This is a genomic window from Ruegeria sp. N11, from assembly GCF_056531525.1.
This window is the reverse complement of the sequence record NZ_JBQFLX010000009.1, coordinates 38,441-58,360: the sequence shown is the minus strand read 5'-3', so window position 1 is coordinate 58,360 and position 19,920 is coordinate 38,441. Positions and strand designations below refer to the sequence as shown.

The 19,920-nt window shown below is 57.4% G+C and carries 18 protein-coding genes; 8 read left to right on the top strand and 10 right to left on the bottom strand.

Translation table 11 applies throughout. The features are described 5' to 3' along the window. The first annotated feature begins 83 nt into the window (after nucleotides 1-83). The 3 genes from ACR0J8_RS11200 to msrA all read left to right on the top strand — a co-directional run bounded on the left by ACR0J8_RS11200 (nucleotide 84) and on the right by msrA (nucleotide 2,506). A complete protein-coding gene (locus tag ACR0J8_RS11200) occupies nucleotides 84-1,310 on the top strand; it encodes an argininosuccinate synthase (RefSeq protein ID WP_170612729.1) in 1,227 nt (408 codons plus the stop codon). Between the two features lie 144 nt (nucleotides 1,311-1,454). Continuing rightward, the gene (locus ACR0J8_RS11195; protein ID WP_480890201.1) at nucleotides 1,455-1,736 is read left to right on the top strand and encodes an SCP2 sterol-binding domain-containing protein; all 282 of its coding nucleotides are present in this window, start codon (nucleotides 1,455-1,457) and stop codon (nucleotides 1,734-1,736) included. Nucleotides 1,737-1,834: 98 nt separating this feature from the next. Further along, nucleotides 1,835-2,506, top strand: coding sequence for a peptide-methionine (S)-S-oxide reductase MsrA (msrA, locus tag ACR0J8_RS11190; RefSeq protein WP_480523073.1), 672 nt, complete (start codon nucleotides 1,835-1,837; stop codon nucleotides 2,504-2,506). On the opposite strand, the gene ACR0J8_RS11185 is transcribed toward msrA, so the two are convergent. Further along, nucleotides 2,503-3,375 (bottom strand): ribokinase, encoded by an 873-nt coding sequence (locus ACR0J8_RS11185; protein WP_480523072.1) that lies wholly within the window; start codon nucleotides 3,373-3,375, stop codon nucleotides 2,503-2,505. The two genes, msrA and ACR0J8_RS11185, sit on opposite strands and share 4 nt — an antisense overlap. Nucleotides 3,376-3,378: 3 nt before the next feature. Then, nucleotides 3,379-5,634 carry an NADP-dependent malic enzyme gene (locus ACR0J8_RS11180; RefSeq protein WP_480890198.1) on the bottom strand — a complete coding sequence of 752 codons (2,256 nt, stop codon included), beginning with the start codon at nucleotides 5,632-5,634 and terminating at the stop codon, nucleotides 3,379-3,381. Between the two features lie 162 nt (nucleotides 5,635-5,796). Here ACR0J8_RS11180 and mutS point away from each other — a divergent pair, with 162 nt between their 5' ends. Continuing rightward, entirely contained in the window at nucleotides 5,797-8,412 is a 2,616-nt protein-coding gene (gene mutS, locus ACR0J8_RS11175) for a DNA mismatch repair protein MutS (protein ID WP_480890365.1), read from the top strand. A gap of 58 nt (nucleotides 8,413-8,470) precedes the next feature. Here the strand turns inward: mutS and ACR0J8_RS11170 are convergent, their stop codons facing one another. Together ACR0J8_RS11170 and hrcA are read right to left on the bottom strand one after the other, a co-directional pair. Beyond that, nucleotides 8,471-9,034 carry a nucleotide exchange factor GrpE gene (locus ACR0J8_RS11170; RefSeq protein ID WP_170612739.1) on the bottom strand — a complete coding sequence of 188 codons (564 nt, stop codon included), beginning with the start codon at nucleotides 9,032-9,034 and terminating at the stop codon, nucleotides 8,471-8,473. Nucleotides 9,035-9,044: 10 nt separating this feature from the next. Further along, nucleotides 9,045-10,109, bottom strand: a complete 1,065-nt coding sequence (hrcA, locus tag ACR0J8_RS11165) for a heat-inducible transcriptional repressor HrcA (RefSeq protein ID WP_480523070.1) — start codon at nucleotides 10,107-10,109, stop codon at nucleotides 9,045-9,047. Between the two features lie 112 nt (nucleotides 10,110-10,221). Here hrcA and rph point away from each other — a divergent pair, with 112 nt between their 5' ends. The 4 genes from rph to ACR0J8_RS11145 are packed head-to-tail and all read left to right on the top strand — an operon-like array spanning nucleotide 10,222 to nucleotide 13,047. Then, the gene (gene rph, locus ACR0J8_RS11160) at nucleotides 10,222-10,935 is read left to right on the top strand and encodes a ribonuclease PH (RefSeq protein ID WP_480523069.1); all 714 of its coding nucleotides are present in this window, start codon (nucleotides 10,222-10,224) and stop codon (nucleotides 10,933-10,935) included. Continuing rightward, a complete protein-coding gene (gene rdgB, locus ACR0J8_RS11155) occupies nucleotides 10,932-11,546 on the top strand; it encodes an RdgB/HAM1 family non-canonical purine NTP pyrophosphatase (RefSeq protein WP_480890194.1) in 615 nt (204 codons plus the stop codon). Before rph ends, rdgB begins: the two co-directional genes overlap by 4 nt. Beyond that, the gene (hemW, locus tag ACR0J8_RS11150) at nucleotides 11,536-12,690 is read left to right on the top strand and encodes a radical SAM family heme chaperone HemW (protein ID WP_480523067.1); all 1,155 of its coding nucleotides are present in this window, start codon (nucleotides 11,536-11,538) and stop codon (nucleotides 12,688-12,690) included. The genes rdgB and hemW overlap by 11 nt, the downstream gene beginning before the upstream one ends. 3 nt (nucleotides 12,691-12,693) lie before the next feature. Further along, a complete protein-coding gene (locus tag ACR0J8_RS11145) occupies nucleotides 12,694-13,047 on the top strand; it encodes a YbaN family protein (protein ID WP_170612749.1) in 354 nt (117 codons plus the stop codon). Here ACR0J8_RS11145 and ACR0J8_RS11140 read toward each other — a convergent pair. From ACR0J8_RS11140 to rho, 6 genes are read right to left on the bottom strand one after another with little or no spacing between them, the layout of a single operon-like run. Next, a complete protein-coding gene (locus tag ACR0J8_RS11140) occupies nucleotides 13,037-13,930 on the bottom strand; it encodes a ParB/RepB/Spo0J family partition protein (RefSeq protein WP_321249903.1) in 894 nt (297 codons plus the stop codon). The genes ACR0J8_RS11145 and ACR0J8_RS11140 overlap by 11 nt on opposite strands. A gap of 20 nt (nucleotides 13,931-13,950) precedes the next feature. Continuing rightward, nucleotides 13,951-14,754 (bottom strand): ParA family protein, encoded by an 804-nt coding sequence (locus ACR0J8_RS11135; protein ID WP_480523065.1) that lies wholly within the window; start codon nucleotides 14,752-14,754, stop codon nucleotides 13,951-13,953. Then, nucleotides 14,747-15,367, bottom strand: a complete 621-nt coding sequence (rsmG, locus tag ACR0J8_RS11130; protein WP_480890189.1) for a 16S rRNA (guanine(527)-N(7))-methyltransferase RsmG — start codon at nucleotides 15,365-15,367, stop codon at nucleotides 14,747-14,749. The genes ACR0J8_RS11135 and rsmG overlap by 8 nt, the downstream gene beginning before the upstream one ends. Further along, nucleotides 15,364-17,232 (bottom strand): tRNA uridine-5-carboxymethylaminomethyl(34) synthesis enzyme MnmG, encoded by a 1,869-nt coding sequence (gene mnmG / locus ACR0J8_RS11125; protein WP_480523063.1) that lies wholly within the window; start codon nucleotides 17,230-17,232, stop codon nucleotides 15,364-15,366. The genes rsmG and mnmG overlap by 4 nt, the downstream gene beginning before the upstream one ends. A 12-nt stretch (nucleotides 17,233-17,244) precedes the next feature. Next, nucleotides 17,245-18,531 (bottom strand): tRNA uridine-5-carboxymethylaminomethyl(34) synthesis GTPase MnmE, encoded by a 1,287-nt coding sequence (mnmE, locus tag ACR0J8_RS11120; RefSeq protein WP_480523062.1) that lies wholly within the window; start codon nucleotides 18,529-18,531, stop codon nucleotides 17,245-17,247. 30 nt (nucleotides 18,532-18,561) lie between these two features. Continuing rightward, the gene (gene rho, locus ACR0J8_RS11115) at nucleotides 18,562-19,833 is read right to left on the bottom strand and encodes a transcription termination factor Rho (protein ID WP_480523061.1); all 1,272 of its coding nucleotides are present in this window, start codon (nucleotides 19,831-19,833) and stop codon (nucleotides 18,562-18,564) included. Nucleotides 19,834-19,920 lie beyond the last annotated feature (87 nt).

The following is a 19,920-nucleotide window of genomic DNA, read 5'->3' as shown; positions in this document are numbered from 1 at the left end:
CCGCCCTGCGTCAATCCACACAGCTTGCCCCCGGGTCCAAAACCCGCTAGGGGCCAAGCGTTCTACGCATAAGGGGAAGTCAGATGTCCGCGCCCAAGAAAGTTGTTCTGGCCTATTCCGGTGGCCTTGATACCTCGATCATTCTGAAATGGCTGCAGACCGAGTATGGCTGTGAGGTCGTGACCTTTACCGCCGACCTGGGTCAGGGTGAGGAACTGGAACCCGCCCGCAAAAAGGCCGAACTGCTGGGGATCAAGCCCGAGAACATCTATATCGAGGATATTCGCGAAGAGTTCGTCCGCGATTTCGTCTTCCCGATGTTCCGCGCCAATGCGCAATACGAAGGATTGTACCTGCTGGGCACTTCCATCGCGCGTCCGCTGATCTCGAAACGTCTGGTCGAGATTGCGCAAGCCACCGGTGCCGATGCCGTGGCCCATGGTGCGACCGGCAAGGGCAACGATCAGGTACGGTTCGAGCTGGCGGCCTACGCGCTGAACCCCGACATCAAGGTCATCGCCCCGTGGCGCGAGTGGGATCTGACCAGCCGTACCAAGCTGCTGGAATTTGCCGAGGCGAACCAGATTCCGATTGCCAAGGACAAACGCGGCGAGGCTCCGTTTTCGGTCGATGCCAACCTGCTGCACACCTCGTCCGAGGGCAAGGTTCTGGAAGATCCCGCCGATATGGCGCCCGACTATGTCTACCAACGCACCGTCCACCCCGAGGATGCGCCGAACGAGCCGGAATTCATCGAAATCGGCTTTGAAAAAGGCGATGCGGTCAGCATCAATGGTGAGGCAATGAGCCCCGCGACCATCCTGACCAAGCTGAACGAATATGGCGGCAAGCACGGTATCGGCCGTCTGGACCTGGTCGAAGGCCGGTTCGTGGGCATGAAATCGCGCGGCATCTATGAAACGCCGGGCGGCACCATCCTGCTGGAGGCGCATCGCGGGATCGAGTCCATTACAATGGACCGCGGCGCGATGCATCTGAAAGACCAGCTGATGCCGCAATATGCCGAGCTGATCTATAACGGCTTCTGGTACTCGCCCGAGCGGGAAATGCTGCAGGCCGCAATTGACAGGTCTCAGGAACACGTCACCGGCACCGTGCGTGTGAAACTGTACAAAGGCCTGGCCTCGACCGTCGGCCGCTGGTCGGATCATTCGCTGTATTCCGAGGCGCATGTGACCTTCGAGGAAGACGCCGGTGCCTATGATCAGAAGGACGCAGCCGGATTCATCCAGCTAAACGCCCTGCGCCTGAAACTACTGGCGGCGCGGGACAAGCGGCTTTCAAAATAAGCCCTGCTCGACCGAATTCTGAAACCCCGGCCCGCAATCCGGTGCCGGGGTTTTTTTGTTGCGTGCTCTGGTTCCTGTTGCGTCACCCTTGCCCGCGGCCCCCGTTTGTCCTTACGCAAAAGTCAATTGGGGAAAGGACAACACATGCTGCAAGAGATCGCCGACGGAATTCAGAAAGGTCTGAACGGCAAAAGCTTTGACGGATCGCTCAAATTCGATTGCGGCACGGATGGCGTCATCGTTCTGGCGGACAACATGGCGTCTACGACGGATCAGGACACTGACTGCACCATTCGGATTTCCAGGGACAACCTGACAAAGCTGCTGACCGGCAAGCTGAACCCGATGACGGGCATCGCGATGGGCAAGCTGAAAATCTCGGGCAACATGGGCGTGGCGATGAAGCTGGGGCAGTTGCTGGGTTAGCGCGCGATAACTTCGTTTCACCAGCATGTGACAAACGATGTCAGCGGATTGCATGATCGGGGAACACGGGGCAGCCTGTCTCTGGAAGGAGACCTGCCATGACCCGGACTGCAAATGCCGTTTGTTTCAAACCGACCCTGCTGTTCATTCTGATCGTTCTGGCCGCGCTGCTGCGCGCACTGCCAGCGCCTGCCGCCGGGACCGAGACACTGACGGTTGCGGGCGGCTGTTTCTGGTGTGTTGAATCCGATTTTGAATCCGTCCCCGGCGTGACCGGCGCCGTTTCGGGTTATACGGGCGGCACGGTGGACAATCCGACCTACAAGCAGGTGACACGTGGCGGAACCGGACACTACGAAGCCGTTCAGATCACATTCGATCCGTCGCGGGTGTCACGTGGAACGTTGCTGAACATGTTTTTCCGCTCTGTCGACCCAACCGATGCCGGTGGGCAGTTCTGCGACCGGGGCGACAGCTATCGGACGGCAATTTTCGTCTCTAACTCAGGGGAAAAGGCGCTGGCGGAAAAAGCCAAGTCCAATGCGCAATCCGCATTGGGACAAACGGTGGTCACGCCCATTCTGAACGCATCCACGTTCTACCCGGCCGAAAAATACCATCAGGATTATTACAAAGGCGACAAACTGGTCTTAACCCGCTTTGGCCCCAAACGTCAGAGCAGCGCTTACAAGGCCTACCGCAAAGCATGCGGACGCGATGCGCGGGTCAAACAACTGTGGGGAAGAGATGCGTCCTTCGCCGGGTCCTAATCGAACCGTGCCGCGCGCACTTCCTTCAGATCGGGAATAACGTCAGCCGTCCCGTGCCGCATGACCATCAGGGCGCCGGCGCGGGTCGCCTGTGCGATTGCCTGCTCCATCGGCAGCCCCCGGTCCATTCCAGCCAGTACGTAGCCGGTGAATGTATCCCCCGCGCCTGTTGTATCGACTGCCTTGACCGCATGGGCTGGAAAATCCTGTGGTTCGGCACCCCGTTGATAGTAGCGCGCGCCTTTTGATCCGAGGGTTACGATGACATGCCGGACGGGCAGATCATTGGCGTTCAGACCGGTTTCCTGTTGTAGCTGCTCGGCCTCCACCTCGTTCAGGATCAGAAAATCGAGGTAAGGCAAAACCGCCTTGACCGCATCGGCCTGAAACGGGGCTGCGGCGTAACAGACGGTCAGACCCAGGTTGTGCCCCAGCCGGGCCGCTTCGACCTGCGCGTTGGTTTCGTTCTGCATCACCAGCAGATCGCCGGTATCGGTCGCGGACAGTGCCTGGCCCAACTGATCCGCCTGCAATGCATGATTGGCGCCAGGGTACAGGACGATCAGGTTCTCGCCCTGCGCATCCACCGCGATGATCGCATGGCCTGTAGGTGTGTCAACTTCGGCAATGTGGCGGGTGTCCACGCCGTATTCTGTCAGCCGGTCCTTTGCCCAGCGCCCATCGGGACCAACGGCCCCGATATGGCTAACATGCGATCCGGCCCGCGCAGCGGCGACGGACATGTTCGCCCCTTTGCCGCCCAAAAAACGCTCCAGCCCATTTGCGGCCAGAGTTTCCCCCGGCGCAGGCAGGTGCGGCAGGGCGTAAACCATATCCGCGTTTATTGAACCGAGGTTCCAAATCGTCATGACTTACCCGATATCGCAAGAGGCCAGGATGGCCATATTCAGAATGTCATTCGCCGTCGATACGGTCGAGCAGATCTGGATCGGCTTGTCGACCCCGGAAAGGATTGGGCCAATCACCGTCGCACCGCCCATTTCCTGCATCAGTTTGGTTGAAATCGACGCTGAGTGACGCGCAGGTACGATCAGGATATTGGCCGGACCGGTCAGGCGCGAGAACGGATAGGCCGCCTGCTGATCCACGTTCAGCGCAACATCCACGGTTATCTCGCCTTCGTATTCGAAGTTGACGCCGCGCTGGTCCAGAACCGCTGGCGCGCGGTGCATCTTTTCCGCACGTTCCGAGACCGGATACCCGAAGGTCGAGAAGCTGACAAAGGCGACCCGCGGTTCGATCCCCATATGGCGCGCCACGGCGGCCGAGCGTTCGGCGATTGTGGCCAGGTCGTTCTCGTCCGGCCATTCATGGACAAGCGTGTCGCCGATCAGAACGATGCGCCCCTTATGCAGCAGCGCCGTAACCCCGGCCGCACCATGGGTGGCGTCGGCATCGAACACGTGATTGATACGATCCAGAACATGCGCGGATTTACGCGTCGCACCGGTCACAAGCCCGTCTGCGTGGCCGTGGGCCAGCATCAGGGATGAAAACACATGCCTGTCCCGCGCGGCAAGGCGGTGAATATCCTTGGAATCAAAACCTTTACGCTGAAGCCGGTTGTACAGGAAAGATTTGTAAGTCTCGAGATGCGTGGTGTTTGCTGCATTCACGACCTCCAACTCACGCACTGCGTCCCCGAGGCCGGCGTCCTCGAGCTTTTTCTTGACATCATCGGGTCGGCCAACGACCAGGGCCTTGCCGAAGCCCGAACGCTGATACATCACGGCTGCGCGCAACACACGGGGATCGTCACCCTCGGCAAAGATCATCCGGCTTTGCGCAGCGCGGGCGCGGGCGTTCAGACCGCGCAGGATGCTGGCCGTCGGGTCCATGCGGGACTTCAGGCTCAGCTCATAGGCGTCCATGTCGATGATCGGACGGCGGGCCGCACCGGTATTCATCCCGGCCTTGGCCACGGCAGGCGGAATACGATGGATCAGGCGCGGGTCAAACGGCGTCGGGATGATGTAATCCCGTCCGAATGTCAGAGACTTGCCATAGGCCATGGCAACCTCATCCGGCACATCCTCGCGTGCCAGATTGGCCAAAGCATGGGCACAAGCGATTTTCATCTCGTCATTGATGGCACGGGCATGGATGTCCAGCGCGCCGCGGAACAGGTAGGGAAAACCCAGAACGTTGTTCACCTGGTTCGGATAGTCGCTACGCCCGGTGGCGACGATGGCATCTACCCGAACCTCGTGCGCTTCTTCCGGAGTGATCTCGGGGTCGGGGTTCGCCATCGCAAAGATCACCGGATTGTCGGCCATGCTGGCCACCATGTCCTGCGTGACCGCACCCTTGACCGACACGCCCAGGAAGACGTCGGCACCCTTCATGGCCTCGTCCAGCGTACGCAGCTCGGTCGAGATCGCGTGGGCCGACTTCCACTGGTTCATACCCTCGGTCCGGCCCTGATAGATCACACCCTTGGTGTCGCAGACAATACAGTTGTCATGCCGCGCGCCCATCGCCTTGAGCAGTTCGATACAGGCGATCCCTGCAGCACCCGCGCCGTTCAGGACGATCTTTACGTCCTCGATCTTCTTGCCCGAGATATGTAGCGCATTCAGCAGACCCGCCGCACAGATCACCGCAGTGCCGTGCTGGTCGTCGTGGAAGACCGGGATGTCCATCTCTTCCTTCAGACGCTGTTCGATGATGAAGCATTCGGGCGCTTTGATGTCTTCCAGATTGATGCCGCCAAAAGTCGGCCCCATCAGACGCACGGCGCGGCAGAACTCATCCGGGTCCTCGGTATCCAGTTCGATGTCGATCGAGTTCACATCGGCGAACCGTTTGAACAGGACCGATTTGCCTTCCATCACCGGTTTCGAGCCCAGCGCGCCCAGATTTCCCAGACCCAGCACAGCGGTCCCGTTCGAAATCACGGCCACCAGGTTGCCCTTGTTGGTATAGTCATAGGCCGTTTCGGGCGATTCAGCGATGGCTTCACAGGGAACGGCCACACCGGGGCTGTAGGCCAGCGACAGGTCCCGCTGCGTGGTCATGGGTACGGTGGCCTGCACCTCCCACTTCCCGGGGGTTGGTTCCAGGTGAAAGGCCAGCGCCTCTTCGTTGGTGATCTTCGCTTTGGGCATGTGATGGGTCGTTTCTTTACATCTGCGGGACGATTGCCTCATAGCGCAGGAGAACGCGCGCCTCAACGGGAATGAGTTTTCGGCTTTTACAGAAGATGCGGGATTTGTAAGGTCGCGTCCGGAATACGCCAGAAGGGATCAGCCTTGTCCACAGTCACGCCGATGATGGCGCAATATCTCGAAATCAAAGAGGCCCATGCCGACGCCCTGCTGTTTTATCGCATGGGCGATTTTTACGAGATGTTCTTTGAAGACGCCGTCAACGCCGCCGAGGCGCTGGATATCGCGCTGACCAAACGCGGCAAGCACAACGGAGCCGACATCCCCATGTGCGGCGTGCCTGTGCATTCTGCCGAAGGCTATTTGCTGACACTGATCCGAAAAGGTTTCCGAGTCGCCGTCTGCGAGCAGATGGAAAGCCCGGCGGAAGCGAAGAAAAGAGGCTCTAAATCGGTCGTAAAGCGCGATGTTGTACGCTTGGTGACCCCCGGTACGCTGACCGAGGATGCACTTTTGGAGGCTCGCCGCCACAACTTTCTGGCTGCTTACGCCGAGGTCCGGGACGAGGCTGCGCTGGCCTGGGCCGATATCTCGACCGGGGCGTTTCACGTGATGCCTTTGACATCCGTGCGCCTTAGCCCTGAACTGGCACGGCTGGCACCATCCGAGCTGATCGTGGCCGATGGAATTCAGGACAAACTGAACGAGCCTGCCCGAGATCTTGGTGTCTCACTAACCCCGATCGGGCGTGCCAGCTTTGACAGTGCCGCGGCGGAACAGCGTATCTGCGGATTGTTTCACGTGGGCGCCCTGGACGCATTTGGCAGTTTTGGACGCGCTGAGATTTCAGCAATGGGCGCGCTGATCGCCTATCTGGAAATCACACAAAAGGGCAAACTGCCGCTGCTGCAGACCCCGCTCAAGGAATCCGAAGACCGCGTTGTTCAGATCGACAGCGCAACTCGGCGCAATCTGGAACTCACCCGATCACTGTCTGGAGGCCGCGCCGGTTCACTGCTGTCTGTGGTCGACCGAACCGTCACACCGGGCGGCGCGCGTCTTTTGGAGCAGCGCCTCTCCAGCCCCTCCCGCAATCTGAATGTCATCCACGGGCGGTTGGATGCGGTGAGTTTTGCGACCGAAGACAGCCTGATCGCTTCGGACCTGCGCGAGGCGCTGAGGAAAACCCCTGATCTGGATCGGGCCTTGTCTCGCCTGTCACTGGATCGCGGCGGCCCTCGTGATCTGGCAGCAATTCGAAACGGCCTGACGCAGGCAACTGCGATTGCCGAGCTTTGCGTAGATAAGGACTTACCCGTCCTTCTGGCGACCGCGTTGCAAAATCTGGTTGGTTTCGACGACCTGTTGAACCTGCTTGATGAAGCCCTTGTTGCCGAACCCCCGCTGCTAGCCCGCGACGGCGGATTCATCGCACCGGGGTATGACACAGAGCTGGACGAAGCCCGCTCCCTGCGCGACGAAGGCCGCTCGGTCATCGCAGGGTTTCAGCGGAAATATGCGGAACATACCGGAATCACGTCTCTAAAGATCAAGCACAACAACGTGCTGGGTTACTTCATTGAAACGACGGCCACCCATGCCGAGAAGATGCTGAACCCGCCGTTCAGCGAAACCTACATCCATCGGCAGACCACAGCCAATCAGGTGCGGTTCACCACGGTCGAACTGTCTGAGATCGAAACCCGCATCCTGAACGCAGGAAACTTGGCACTCGAAATCGAAAAGCGGCTCTATCAAGCGCTTTCTGACGAAATTCTGAATAAAGCCGCGCGCCTGAACCAGGCGGCACGCGGTCTGGCCGAACTGGATCTGACCACAGCTCTGGCCGATCTGGCGCGCGGTGAAAACTGGTGCAGACCCCAGGTCGACACCTCTCGCGCATTTGATATTCAAGGGGGCAGGCACCCGGTTGTCGAACATGCCCTGAGGCAACAAAACGGCGACGCCTTCATCGCGAATGACTGCGATCTCAGCGCCAATGGCGGCGCGGCGATCTGGCTGCTGACCGGTCCAAACATGGCCGGTAAATCAACGTTTCTGCGCCAGAATGCACTGATTGCTTTGCTGGCCCAGATGGGCAGCTATGTCCCCGCTGAACAAGCGCATATCGGCCTTGTCAGCCAGTTGTTCAGCCGCGTCGGAGCGTCAGACGATCTGGCCCGTGGACGCTCGACCTTTATGGTCGAAATGGTCGAGACCGCCGCCATCCTCAATCAGGCGGATGACCGCGCGCTGGTCATTCTCGATGAAATCGGTCGCGGCACCGCCACCTATGACGGTCTGTCCATCGCATGGGCCACGCTGGAACATCTGCACGCCGCCAACCAGTGCCGCGCCTTGTTTGCCACGCACTACCACGAACTGACCGCTCTTGCCGGACAACTGGAAGGCGTCGAAAACGCGACTGTCGCCGTCAAGGAATGGAAGGGTGAAGTCATCTTCCTTCACGAAGTTCACAAGGGTGCAGCCGACAGATCCTACGGAGTTCAGGTCGCGCAGCTCGCCGGACTGCCGGCATCTGTGGTCGAACGGGCCCGCATTGTTCTGGACCAGCTGGAAAAAACCGAACGCGAAGGTGGCAAACAAAAGGCCCTGATCGACGACCTGCCTTTGTTTTCGGCTGCGCCACCTCCACCGCCACCGGCACCGAAAACCTCGCCCGTAACCGACCTGCTGGATCAAGTTCTGCCGGACGAACTGACCCCGCGGGAAGCACTTGACCTTATCTACAAACTGAAAGAGGCGGCCAGATCCTGACCGCCCCTTCATCTTTTCAAAAATACTCTCGCCGAAGGCTTGGCCTCGCAGAAGCCAATCAGTTCGCAGGCATCGACGATACACCGACCTGCGCCGGACGCAGCAGGCGGTCATGCAGCATGAACCCCTCGGCCGAAACCTGAATGATATCACCCGCACGAGTCCCCGGCACCGGGGCTTCGAACATCGCTTCATGCACATTCGGATCGAACCGGTCGCCAACCTCGGGCGTGATCACTTCGATTCCATGCTTCTGGAACACGTCCTTCAAGGCCCGCATGGTCAGTTCAACGCCTTCGATCAGACCGGCGGCAACCTCTTTCTGTTCATCCGTCACAGTCTCAAGCGCGCGCTTCATGTTGTCGTAGACCGGCAGCATGTCACGGGCCAGTTTCGATCCGCCATACTGTTCCGCATCGCGGCGCGCCTTGTCGCCCCGCTTGCGCGCGTTTTCCGCATCCGCCAGGGCGCGCATGAACTTGTCTTTGAAATCGTCCCGCTCAGCGCGCAGCGCATCGATCTCCAGCGCCTCTTCGCTGATATCCATCAGCTCCTCAGCAAGTTCTTCCGCCTCGGCGGTTGCGATATCATCCAGAAATTCTTCGTTCTTGGGCTCTGCCATCTCTTACCCTCTAGCTCCGGTCGGATATCAGCTTGCCGACCAGTTGCGCCGTATAATCCACGATCGGCACGATCCGTCCATAATTCAGACGCGTGGGCCCGATGACCCCGACCGCACCAATTATCTTACGATCAGCGTTCATATATGGAGACACCACCAAAGAGGAACCCGAAAGTGAGAAAAGTTTGTTCTCTGAGCCGATAAAAATGCGCACACCCTCGCCTTCTTCGGTCAGTTCCAGAAATTCCGCGATGTCCCGCTTGCGTTCCAGGTCATCAAACAGCGTTCGAATGCGGTCCAGTTCCTCGGTCGCGCCGGTCTCCCCCAACAGATTCGCCCGCCCCCGCACGATCAAACGGGCCGAGTCGCCCGCATCGCCGTCCCAGGCGGCCATGCCGCTTTCGACCATCCCGCGCGCCAGCATATCGATTTCCTGCTTCCGCGCATCAATCTGGGTCTGCATCTGGCGCCGCACTTCGCTCAGCGTCCGGCCCTCAATCAGCGCATTCAGGAAATTTGCAGCCTCCCGCATCGAACTGGGTGTCTGGCCGGGCGGTGGTGTGAACAGCCGGTTCTCAACATGTCCGTCCGCAAAAACCAGAACCACCAGGGCCCGGTCATGAGCCAGCGATACAAACTCGATATGCTTGATCTCGGATTCGTGCTTTGGGGTCAAAACCAGTGATGCGCCATGTGTCACGTGTGACAAGGCGGAGCCGACCCGGTCCAGCATTCCCCCCACATCACCCGCGTTAGAGCCTAATGTCTCATCCAGCTTTTGCCGGTCATCCGCTCTCAGATCGCCGACCTCAAGCAGACCATCGACAAACATCCGCAGGCCCATTTGCGTCGGCACCCGACCCGCACTGATATGCGGGCTGTCGAGCAAGCCCAAAAACTCCAGATCCTGCATCACGTTGCGCACGGTCGCGGCGCTGACTTTTTCCGACAGTGTGCGAGTCAGGGTCCGGCTTCCTACTGGCTCACCGCTGTCCAGATAACTCTCAACGATCAGCCGGAACACCTCGCGCGACCGGTCATTCATCTCGTTCAGAATTTTATTTGCTTCGCTCATCGGCGGTCCCCTGCTGGGTCGTCATTAAATCGCAGGCAATTGAAAGGTCAATCGGGGTTGCATCGTAAGCCAAGGGGGCGTTATCCCCAAGCCAGCAAACAAAGGATTTTCAATGCGACCCTCTGGACGTGATCTAAACGAAATGCGCCCGGTTTCAATTGAAACGGGCTTTACCAAACATGCCGAAGGTTCCTGTCTGATCAAGATGGGCGATACCCATGTATTGTGTACCGCCACGATCGAGGATCGTGTGCCGCCCTTTATCAAAGGCTCGGGCCTTGGCTGGGTCACAGCCGAATACGGCATGCTGCCGCGCGCGACCAATACAAGAATGCGGCGCGAAGCGGCATCGGGCAAGCAAGGCGGGCGCACCGTGGAAATCCAGCGCCTGATCGGCCGCGCCCTGCGCGCCGGTGTGGATCGGGTTGCACTGGGCGAGCGTCAGATCACCGTGGACTGTGATGTGATCCAGGCCGATGGCGGCACCCGTTGCGCTTCGATCACCGGTGGATGGGTTGCCTTGCGTTTGGCAGTCAACAAACTGATGAAAACTGGCGATGTGATCTCGGACCCCTTAGTGGACCCTGTTGCAGCAGTTTCTTGCGGTATTTATGCAGGCCAGCCGGTATTGGATCTGGACTACCCCGAGGACAGCGAAGCCGGCGTCGATGGCAACTTCATCATGACCGGGTCGGGCAAGCTGATCGAGGTACAGATGAGCGCTGAAGGGTCTGTCTTTAGCCGCACTCAGATGGACCAGCTTATGGATTTGGCGGAAAAGGGCGTGACGGAATTGGCTGCAGCGCAAAAGGCCGCCGCCGCATGACCCGCAAGTTCGACGGCGACAGGCTGCTGGTGGCCACGCATAACAAAGGCAAGCTCAAGGAGATGGCGCATCTTCTCGAGCCCTTTGGAGTGTCCGTCGTGGGCGCCGGTGAAATGGATCTTCCCGAACCGGAAGAAACCGAGGACACGTTCGTCGGCAACGCCCGGATCAAGGCTCATGCCGCTGCCAAGGCCACCGGCCTGCCTGCCCTGTCGGACGATTCCGGAATTACCATCGACGCGCTGGACGGCGCGCCGGGCGTCTACACCGCCGATTGGGCCGAAACCGGCGACGGACGCGACTTCCTTATGGCGATGAATCGGGCGCATAACGAGCTGGAGGAAAAAAACGCGCCCCACCCCCGCACCGCGCAATTCCGCAGCACGCTGGTTCTGGCCTGGCCCGACGGACATGATGAAGTGTTCGAAGGAATCGCACCCGGCCACCTGGTCTGGCCCATCCGTGGCGAAGGCGGATTTGGGTATGACCCGATGTTTGTCCCCGACGGATACGAAATTACCTTTGCCGAAATGGACCGTTGGGAAAAGAACAAGATCAGCCATCGTGGGCGCGCGGTGGAGATGTTCGTGAAAGGCTGCTTTGGCGGATGATTGGCGCAACGGGGGCTTTGGCCTGTATGTGCATTGGCCTTTTTGCGAGGCCAAATGCCCCTATTGTGACTTCAACAGCCATGTTTCTAGAAATATCGTTCAAAAACAATGGCTTGAAGCGTTTCTTGCTGAGCTGACCCGCTCGGCCGCCGAAACGCCAGGCCGGGTTCTGAACACGATCTTCTTTGGCGGCGGAACACCATCTTTGATGGCGCCGGAAACCGTTGCTGGTGTGATCGAGCAGGCGCGCAGCCTGTGGCGCCCATCCAACAGCCTTGAAATTACACTGGAAGCCAATCCCGGTTCGGTCGAGGCCGGACGCTTTGCCGCCTATCGTGACGCCGGGGTCAATCGCATTTCGATGGGCATTCAGGCCCTGAACGATGATGATCTGCGCCGTTTGGGACGCGTTCACACAGTGGCCGAAGCGCAAGCGGCGTTCGACATTGCCCGTCATTGTTTTGACCGTGTCAGCTTCGACCTGATCTATGCCCGCCAGCACCAAACGCTGGAGGCGTGGAAATCGGAGTTGACCGAAGCACTGGGCATGGCGGTGGACCACTTGTCGCTTTATCAGCTGACAATTGAAGAAGGCACGGCTTTCGGTGACCGCTATGCGGTCGGCAAACTGCGCGGGCTTCCGGAAGATGACAGCGCGGCAGACATGTATCTGGCCACGCAGGAGATTTGCGAAGCTCATGGTCTGCCGGCATACGAGATTTCAAATCATGCCCGCACAGACGCGGAATCCCGACACAACCTCATATACTGGCGGTACGGAGATTACGTCGGCATTGGCCCCGGTGCACATGGGCGCCTGACGTTGTCGGGGCAAAAGATGGCGACCGAAACCTATTTGTCTCCGACCAGGTGGCTAACAGCTGCTTTGAACGGCAATGGCGAAAAGTCCCGAACCGCCCTGTCATCAAAAGATCAGGCAAATGAATACCTGTTGATGGGGATGCGTATTGCCGAGGGGCTGGACATGGACCGGCTCGCAGCCCTTTCCAAAGCCCCGTTGAATCCGGACAAATTGGATGAGCTCGAGTCCTACGGGATGATCAGTCGTGATCAAAACCGTCTTTTTGCAACCAAAGACGGTCGCGCGGTGCTGAATGCCGTGATCTGCGAATTGTTGGAGTAGCGCATGCAGTTTCTTTGGGCCGGACTGGGGTTGCTATGCGTGGCACTGGCGGTTGTGGGGATTGTCCTGCCGTTGCTTCCAACGGTGCCGTTCTTACTGCTTGCAGCGTTTTTCTTCGCGCGCTCCTCATCCCGGTTGCACAATTGGCTGATCACCCACAGGACCTTTGGCCCGATGATTCTGGATTGGCAAAGTTCCGGTGCGATCCGCCCGGCCGCAAAAAAGGCGGCAACCTTGTCGGTTGCCGCCGTGTTTGGATTGTCTGTTCTGCTTTCCCTGCCAGCCCACGTCCTGATCATTCAGGCCCTCGTTCTGGGCGGCGTAATGGGTTTTATCTGGACCCGGCCTAACGGCTGAGCTTGGCGCACAAATCGTCCAGCTGGTCCAGGTTTTCATAGGTCAAAACAACCTGACCCGATTCAGTTCCGGCCTTGTGATTGATGGACACCTTCATCGCAAGGATTGCCGAAAGATCCTTTTCCAGCGCTCGGGTGTCCGCATCCTTGCCCGCATCCAGATTTCTGGCCCTGGGTGTCGTTGTTGCCGGACCGTCTTGCTTCTTTTTGACCAAAGCTTCGGTTGCTCGAACAGACAACCCATCTCGGACGACAATTTTCGCCAATTCAGACGGGTTTTCGGCCGTGATAAGCGCCCTCGCATGTCCTGCGGACAATTTCCCTTCAATAACAAGGGTTTGAACGTCAATTGGCAGAGACAGAAGGCGGAGTAGGTTGGCTATGTGGCTGCGGCTTTTGCCCAGGGCTTCTGCAAGCTTTTCCTGCGTGTGACCAAAGCGGTCCATCAACTGTTTATAGCCAGCGGCCTCTTCCACCGCGTTCAGATCAGCGCGCTGGATGTTTTCAATGATGGCAACTTCCAGAACCTCGGTATCGTCAAAGTCCCGAACAATGACCGGGATGTCGTGCAGCTGCGCCATCTGTGCGGCCCGCCAGCGTCGCTCCCCCGCCACGATCTCATACTCGCTACCATTGATCTGGCGCACGATCAGCGGCTGGATGATGCCCTTTTCTTTTACCGACGCCGCAAGTTCATCCAATTGATCGGTTGAGAAAGTACGGCGTGGCTGGTTCGGGTTCGCACGCAGTTTTTCGATCGGAACCTTGAGATCAGGGCGGCGGGATTCAGAAAAGCCGCGCCCATCTGTTTCAGTTGCGACATCAGCCATAAGGGCCGACAATCCCCGCCCCAATCCCCGGGATTTTGTTTTTTTGACGTTCACGTCGGCCTCCTCACTGCTACCTAGGCGGCGGCTCTGTTATTTTTTTGCATGACTTCCCGGGCCAGGTGACGGTAGGCCATCGCCCCCAGAGACCCCGAGTCGTACTGCAAGACCGGCAACGCATAAGACGGCGCTTCGCTGACCCGAACATTTCTGGGTATCTTGGTTTTAAATACCATCTCACCCAGATTGTCACGCGCGTCTTTTTCAACCTGGCGGGACAAGTTGTTGCGGTTGTCATACATGGTCAACACAACACCTTCGATTCTCAGGTCCGGATTTGCGGTCTGGCGAACCTCTCGAATAGTCAGCATTAACTGAGACAGCCCCTCAAGTGCGAAGAACTCGCTTTGAAGCGGAACCAGCACCGAATGGGCCGCAACCATGGCGTTGATCGTCAGCAAATTCAGGGACGGCGGGCAATCGATCAGCACATAATCCAACTCAAATTTGTCAATTGCGGTCTGACGTAGCGCATCGTGAAGCAGATAGCTGCGTTTTTCATTGGAAATGAGCTCAATATCGGCTGAACTCAGATCGACAGTGGCTGGGACAACAAAAAGCCCGTCAATCTCCGTTTCCTGAATCACCGCCTCCAGCGGAGCATCGTCAAGAATCAGGTCATAGGTCGTCCAGTCGCGGTCCTCGACGCCCAGACCGGTTGACGCGTTCCCCTGCGGATCAAGGTCCACAACTAGAACTTTACACCCCGCTTCGGCGAGGCCTGCCGCTAAGTTGATCGCTGTTGTGGTTTTCCCTACCCCACCCTTCTGATTGGCAACCGCAATTATCCGAGGCCCTACCGGGCGAGACAGATCAACCACGTAATACTCCTTTGACCTTAAGGATAACGGCTTGGGGTTCGGTTAAACTTCTAATTGGCTCAACACCAAAATTCCATTCCTTACGCGCGTCTTCCAGTTCTTTTTTCCAGTTTGCGCCTTTTGGGAACAGCGCTACGCCGGAATCGGCTAAATGCCTGTCGCAGAACGACAATAGTTTACTCAGATCGGCCAATGCTCTGGCGGATAGTACATCTGCTTCGGCAGGTTCCGCCAACTCGATCCGCTTGGAAACTACAGTGCAGTTTGCGCCGCATTCCCGGGCTACATTTCGCAAGAAGGCCGATTTTCGCTGATCGCTTTCCAAGAAGGTGAATCTGGAGTCAGGTGCTTCATCAATGGCCATAATTGCGCAAACCATGCCCGGGAAGCCCCCTCCGCTGCCCAGATCCACCCAATGCCCAAAGCTCTCGACACAACGGAATACCTGCACGGAATCCAGGATGTGGCGTGTCCAGATCTCCGAATGACTGTTTTTCGAAACAAGGTTGATCTTAGGGTTCCAGCGATTCACCAAATCTACGTAGGTCTCAAACCGAGCAAATGTTTCACGTGAAACATTCAGCCCGTCAAACAAGGCAAACTCTGAACTCATGCTTTCCGGGCCTTCAGGCCGCGCCTTAGTTTTGCAAGAACCAGTGCCAGAGCGGCAGGAGTAACGCCTTCGACCCGGCTGGCCTGTGCGATATTTTCGGGTCTTGCTGACGAGAGTTTTTGCTTCATCTCTGAAGATAGCCCCTCCATCCCGAAATAATCGAAATCTCGTGGGATTTCATAGGATTCATCCCGCTTCATAGCTTCGACATCCCTTTGCTGGCGCGCGATATAATTCGCATAAAGCGCGTCTCGCTCGACCTGCAACCGAATTTCATCTTCGACCTGTTCAAGATCCGGGAGTAGCGGGATCAAATCCTGAAAACTGACATCTCGGAAGGCTAGGATTGCCATTCCATCCCTGCGGTTTCCGTCCTGGTTGACATTGATTCCCGCAGCTCGCACTTCCTTTGGCGTGAAGCTTTGTTCTTTCAGGCGCGACTTAACCTGATCCAATTTTTGAACTCTTTCTTCAAACTGGATTCTTCGACGTTCATCAATGCAACCCAGTTTCATCCCAATGGGTGTCAACCGTTGATCTGCATTGTCAGCACGAAGGGACAGCCTGAATTCTGCCCGGGATGTAAACATTCGATAGGGTTCTGCCACACCACGCGTTGTCAGATCGTCGATCATGACACCGATATAGCTGTCGGCCCTTGTAAAGTGTACCGGATCCCGCCCTTGCGCTTCCAAGGCCGCATTCAGACCTGCGACCATACCTTGTGCCGCCGCTTCCTCATATCCTGTGGTACCGTTGATCTGACCCGCAAGATATAGACCCGGTACATCAGGCAAAGACAGTGAACTCGTCAGAACACGTGGATCCACGTAGTCATATTCGATCGCGTATCCAGGTTGTAGTATTTCAGCGGCCTCAAGTCCCTTTATGGACCGCACATAGGCCAGTTGAACATCCTGAGGCAGAGATGTCGAAATTCCATTCGGGTAGATTGTGTGGTCTTTCACACCTTCTGGTTCAAGGAAAACCTGATGGGAATCCTTGTCCGCAAACCTAACGATTTTATCTTCGATCGACGGGCAATATCTGGGCCCAACGCCATCTATGTGACCGCCATACATCGCCGAACGGGACAGGTTGTTTTGAATTATCTCGTGGGTACGTTCGTTGGTATGGGTGATCCCGCATGAAATTTGTGGCGCGACCGCTGTTTTTGTCAGAAACGAAAAAAATGTTGGATCCTCATCGCCCTTTTGCTCATCCAGTCCCGACCAATCGATGGTTCTGCCGTCCAATCGCGGTGGTGTCCCGGTTTTGAGACGTGACATCGGAAGATCAAATCCGTCCAGGCGCTCCGCCAGTTTCACCGATGGCCGGTCCCCCATCCGACCTCCGGGCTTTGACGCATCTCCGATATGTATCACGCCCCGAAGAAAAGTACCTGAGGTCAGAATAACAGTTTTCGCGTGAATCTCTGATGAGTCAGCCAGTTGAACTCCGGCAACTCGTGATCCATCCATCAGGAAGTCGACGACTTCCCCGGTAATCACGGACAGGTTTTCCTGTCTTTTCGTCGTCGCTTGCATGGCGGACCGATACAACGCGCGGTCAGCCTGTGTTCGGGGCCCCTGCACGGCCGGACCCTTGCGGCGATTAAGCAGGCGAAATTGAATACCAGCCTGATCGGCGACCTGACCCATGACGCCCCCCAGGGCATCAATTTCCCGAACCAGATGCCCCTTGCCCAGCCCGCCGATTGCCGGATTGCAGGACATTACTCCGATATCCGTTTCAGACAAGGTGACCAATGCGGTGGCGGCACCCAACCGGGCTGCGGCATGTGCGGCTTCGGTTCCGGCGTGACCGGCACCAATTACGACGACATCAAACATTGAATGTTTCACGTGAAACACTCCCTACTTACCCAGGCAGAAGCTGGAGAATATTTCGTCCAACAGGTTTTCAACATCTATTCTGCCGACCAGTGATTCAAGGGCGCGTATGGCTGAACGCAGTTCCTCGGCTGCGATATCATACAGATCCGGACCTGATTCCAGAACGCTTGTTGCGTCGGACAAGGATTGCAAAGCTTTGTTCAGCGATACACGGTGCCGTTCGCGCGTGGCGATACCATGGCTGGTATATCGCTGCGCCAAGACACACGATATCTGGGATATTAGCTGATCTATCCCTTCCCCGGTTTTCCCTGATATTCCACCTTTGGAATGTGAACGCAGGTCGGATTTCGGAAAGACCTGGATATCTCCTTCGCTCATCGGAACACCCAGATCTTGCGGAGAATCAGCCAAAAACACTCGCAAATCAGCAGCTTCGGCGCGTTTTCGGGCCAGTTCGATTCCTAGGCTTTCAACGTGATCCTCGGTTTCGCGCAACCCGGCTGTGTCCAACAATGTGACAGGCAGCCCGGCAAGGTCCATGCGAACCTCAATCACATCACGGGTTGTTCCGGCAAATTCCGAGGTTATTGCAGCTTCCCGCCCGGCCAAGGCATTTAGCAGAGTGGATTTACCTGCATTCGGCAAACCAACGATGGCCACCTCAAATCCTGTTCGAATTCGTTCGGCTATTTTTACGCCTTCCGCTTCCCGGCGCAGGTCATCCATGACACCCGATACAAGCGACCGCACCTCAGGCGTAACATCTGTCGGCACGTCTTCATCGGCAAAGTCGATAACCGCCTCCAACAAGGACGCGGCGCGGATAAGGTCACGACGCCAGCGCTCGGCCAGAACACCCAATTCACCAGCCAAAACCGTTTGCGCCTGTTTACGCTGAGCTTCGGTCTCCGCGTCAATCAGATCGGCCAGACCTTCGACTTGCGTCAAATCCATCTTGCCGTTTTCCAATGCTCTGCGCGTAAACTCTCCGGGTTCAGCCAAGCGCAGATCTTCCATGTCAGACAGACAGCGCAAAACGGCGTTCACTGAAGCCGTACTGCCATGGATCTGCAGCTCAGCCACATCTTCGCCGGTAAAGCTGGCCGGTCCTTCGAAGGTCAGTACAAGTCCATCATCCAACCGCCCCCCATCCTGCGCATACAGGGATCGGAGGTGCATGCCGCGGGAAGGCAATGTACCGCGGGTCAGTTCTGCCGCGGCCTCATGCGCCTGTGGACCAGAGAGGCGGATAACCGCCACCCCTGCTTTGCCTTGCGCGCTGGCCAAGGCGAATATCGTATCCATTCGAAGGCCTCGCGTCGTTTAAGACCTGTGTCAGGTGTTCATCGAATCGAAGAACTCGCCGTTCGTCTTGGTCTGTTTCAACTTCGACAACAGGAACTCGATCGCGTCCGTCGTGCCCATCGGGTTGAGGATGCGGCGCAGAACGAAGGTCTTCGCCAGATCACCCTTGTCGACCAGCAGGTCCTCTTTCCGGGTACCGGACTTGAGGATGTCGATCGCCGGGAACACGCGCTTGTCTGCAATCTTGCGATCCAGAACGATTTCCGAGTTACCCGTACCTTTGAATTCTTCGAAGATCACCTCGTCCATCCGGCTGCCGGTGTCGATCAGCGCGGTGGCGATGATGGTCAGCGAGCCGCCCTCTTCGATGTTCCGCGCGGCACCAAAGAACCGCTTGGGCCGCTGCAGCGCGTTGGCGTCCACACCACCGGTCAGAACTTTACCCGAGGATGGCACCACAGTGTTAAATGCCCTACCAAGTCTTGTTATTGAATCGAGAAGAATAACAACATCTCGTTTATGTTCGACCAAGCGTTTGGCTTTTTCGATCACCATTTCCGACACGGCCACGTGGCGCGTCGCCGGTTCGTCAAAGGTCGAGGACACAACCTCACCCTTCACCGAGCGCTGCATATCGGTCACTTCTTCCGGGCGTTCGTCGATCAGCAGGACGATCAGGTAGCACTCGGGGTGGTTCTGCTCGATCGAATGCGCGATGTTCTGCAGGATCACCGTCTTACCGGTGCGCGGCGGTGCCACGATCAGCGAACGCTGGCCTTTACCAATTGGCGAAACCAGGTCGATGACACGCGCCGATTTGTCCTTGATTGTGGGATCTTCGATCTCCATCTTCAGACGCTCATCCGGATACAGCGGCGTCAGGTTGTCGAACAGGATTTTGTGCTTGGCCTTATCAGGATCTTCGAAGTTGATCTTTGTGACCTTGGTCAGCGCAAAATAACGTTCGTTCTCATCTGGTGCCTTGATCTCGCCTTCAACCGTGTCCCCGGTCCGCAGTGAGTGCAGGCGGATCATGTCAGGCGAGACATAGATATCGTCCGGACCCGGCAGATAGTTCGCCTCGGGCGAGCGCAGGAAGCCAAAACCGTCCTGCAGCACTTCAAGCACACCATCACCGCCAACGGTCCAGCCATCATCCGCGCGTTCGCGTAGAATCTGGAACATCATCTCGCCTTTCCGCATGGTCGAGGCGTTTTCGATCTCCAGTTCTTCGGCCATCGCCAGAAGGTCTTTGGGGCTTTTGGCTTTCAGGTCGGCCAGATTCAGGGCTTCAGTTGTCATGATAAATACCTTCACCGCTGGCATCGCGGCACGAAGTGGAATTTCAGTACGGAAGATACGCCGCCCGGACGGGCGTGTTGATCCCTA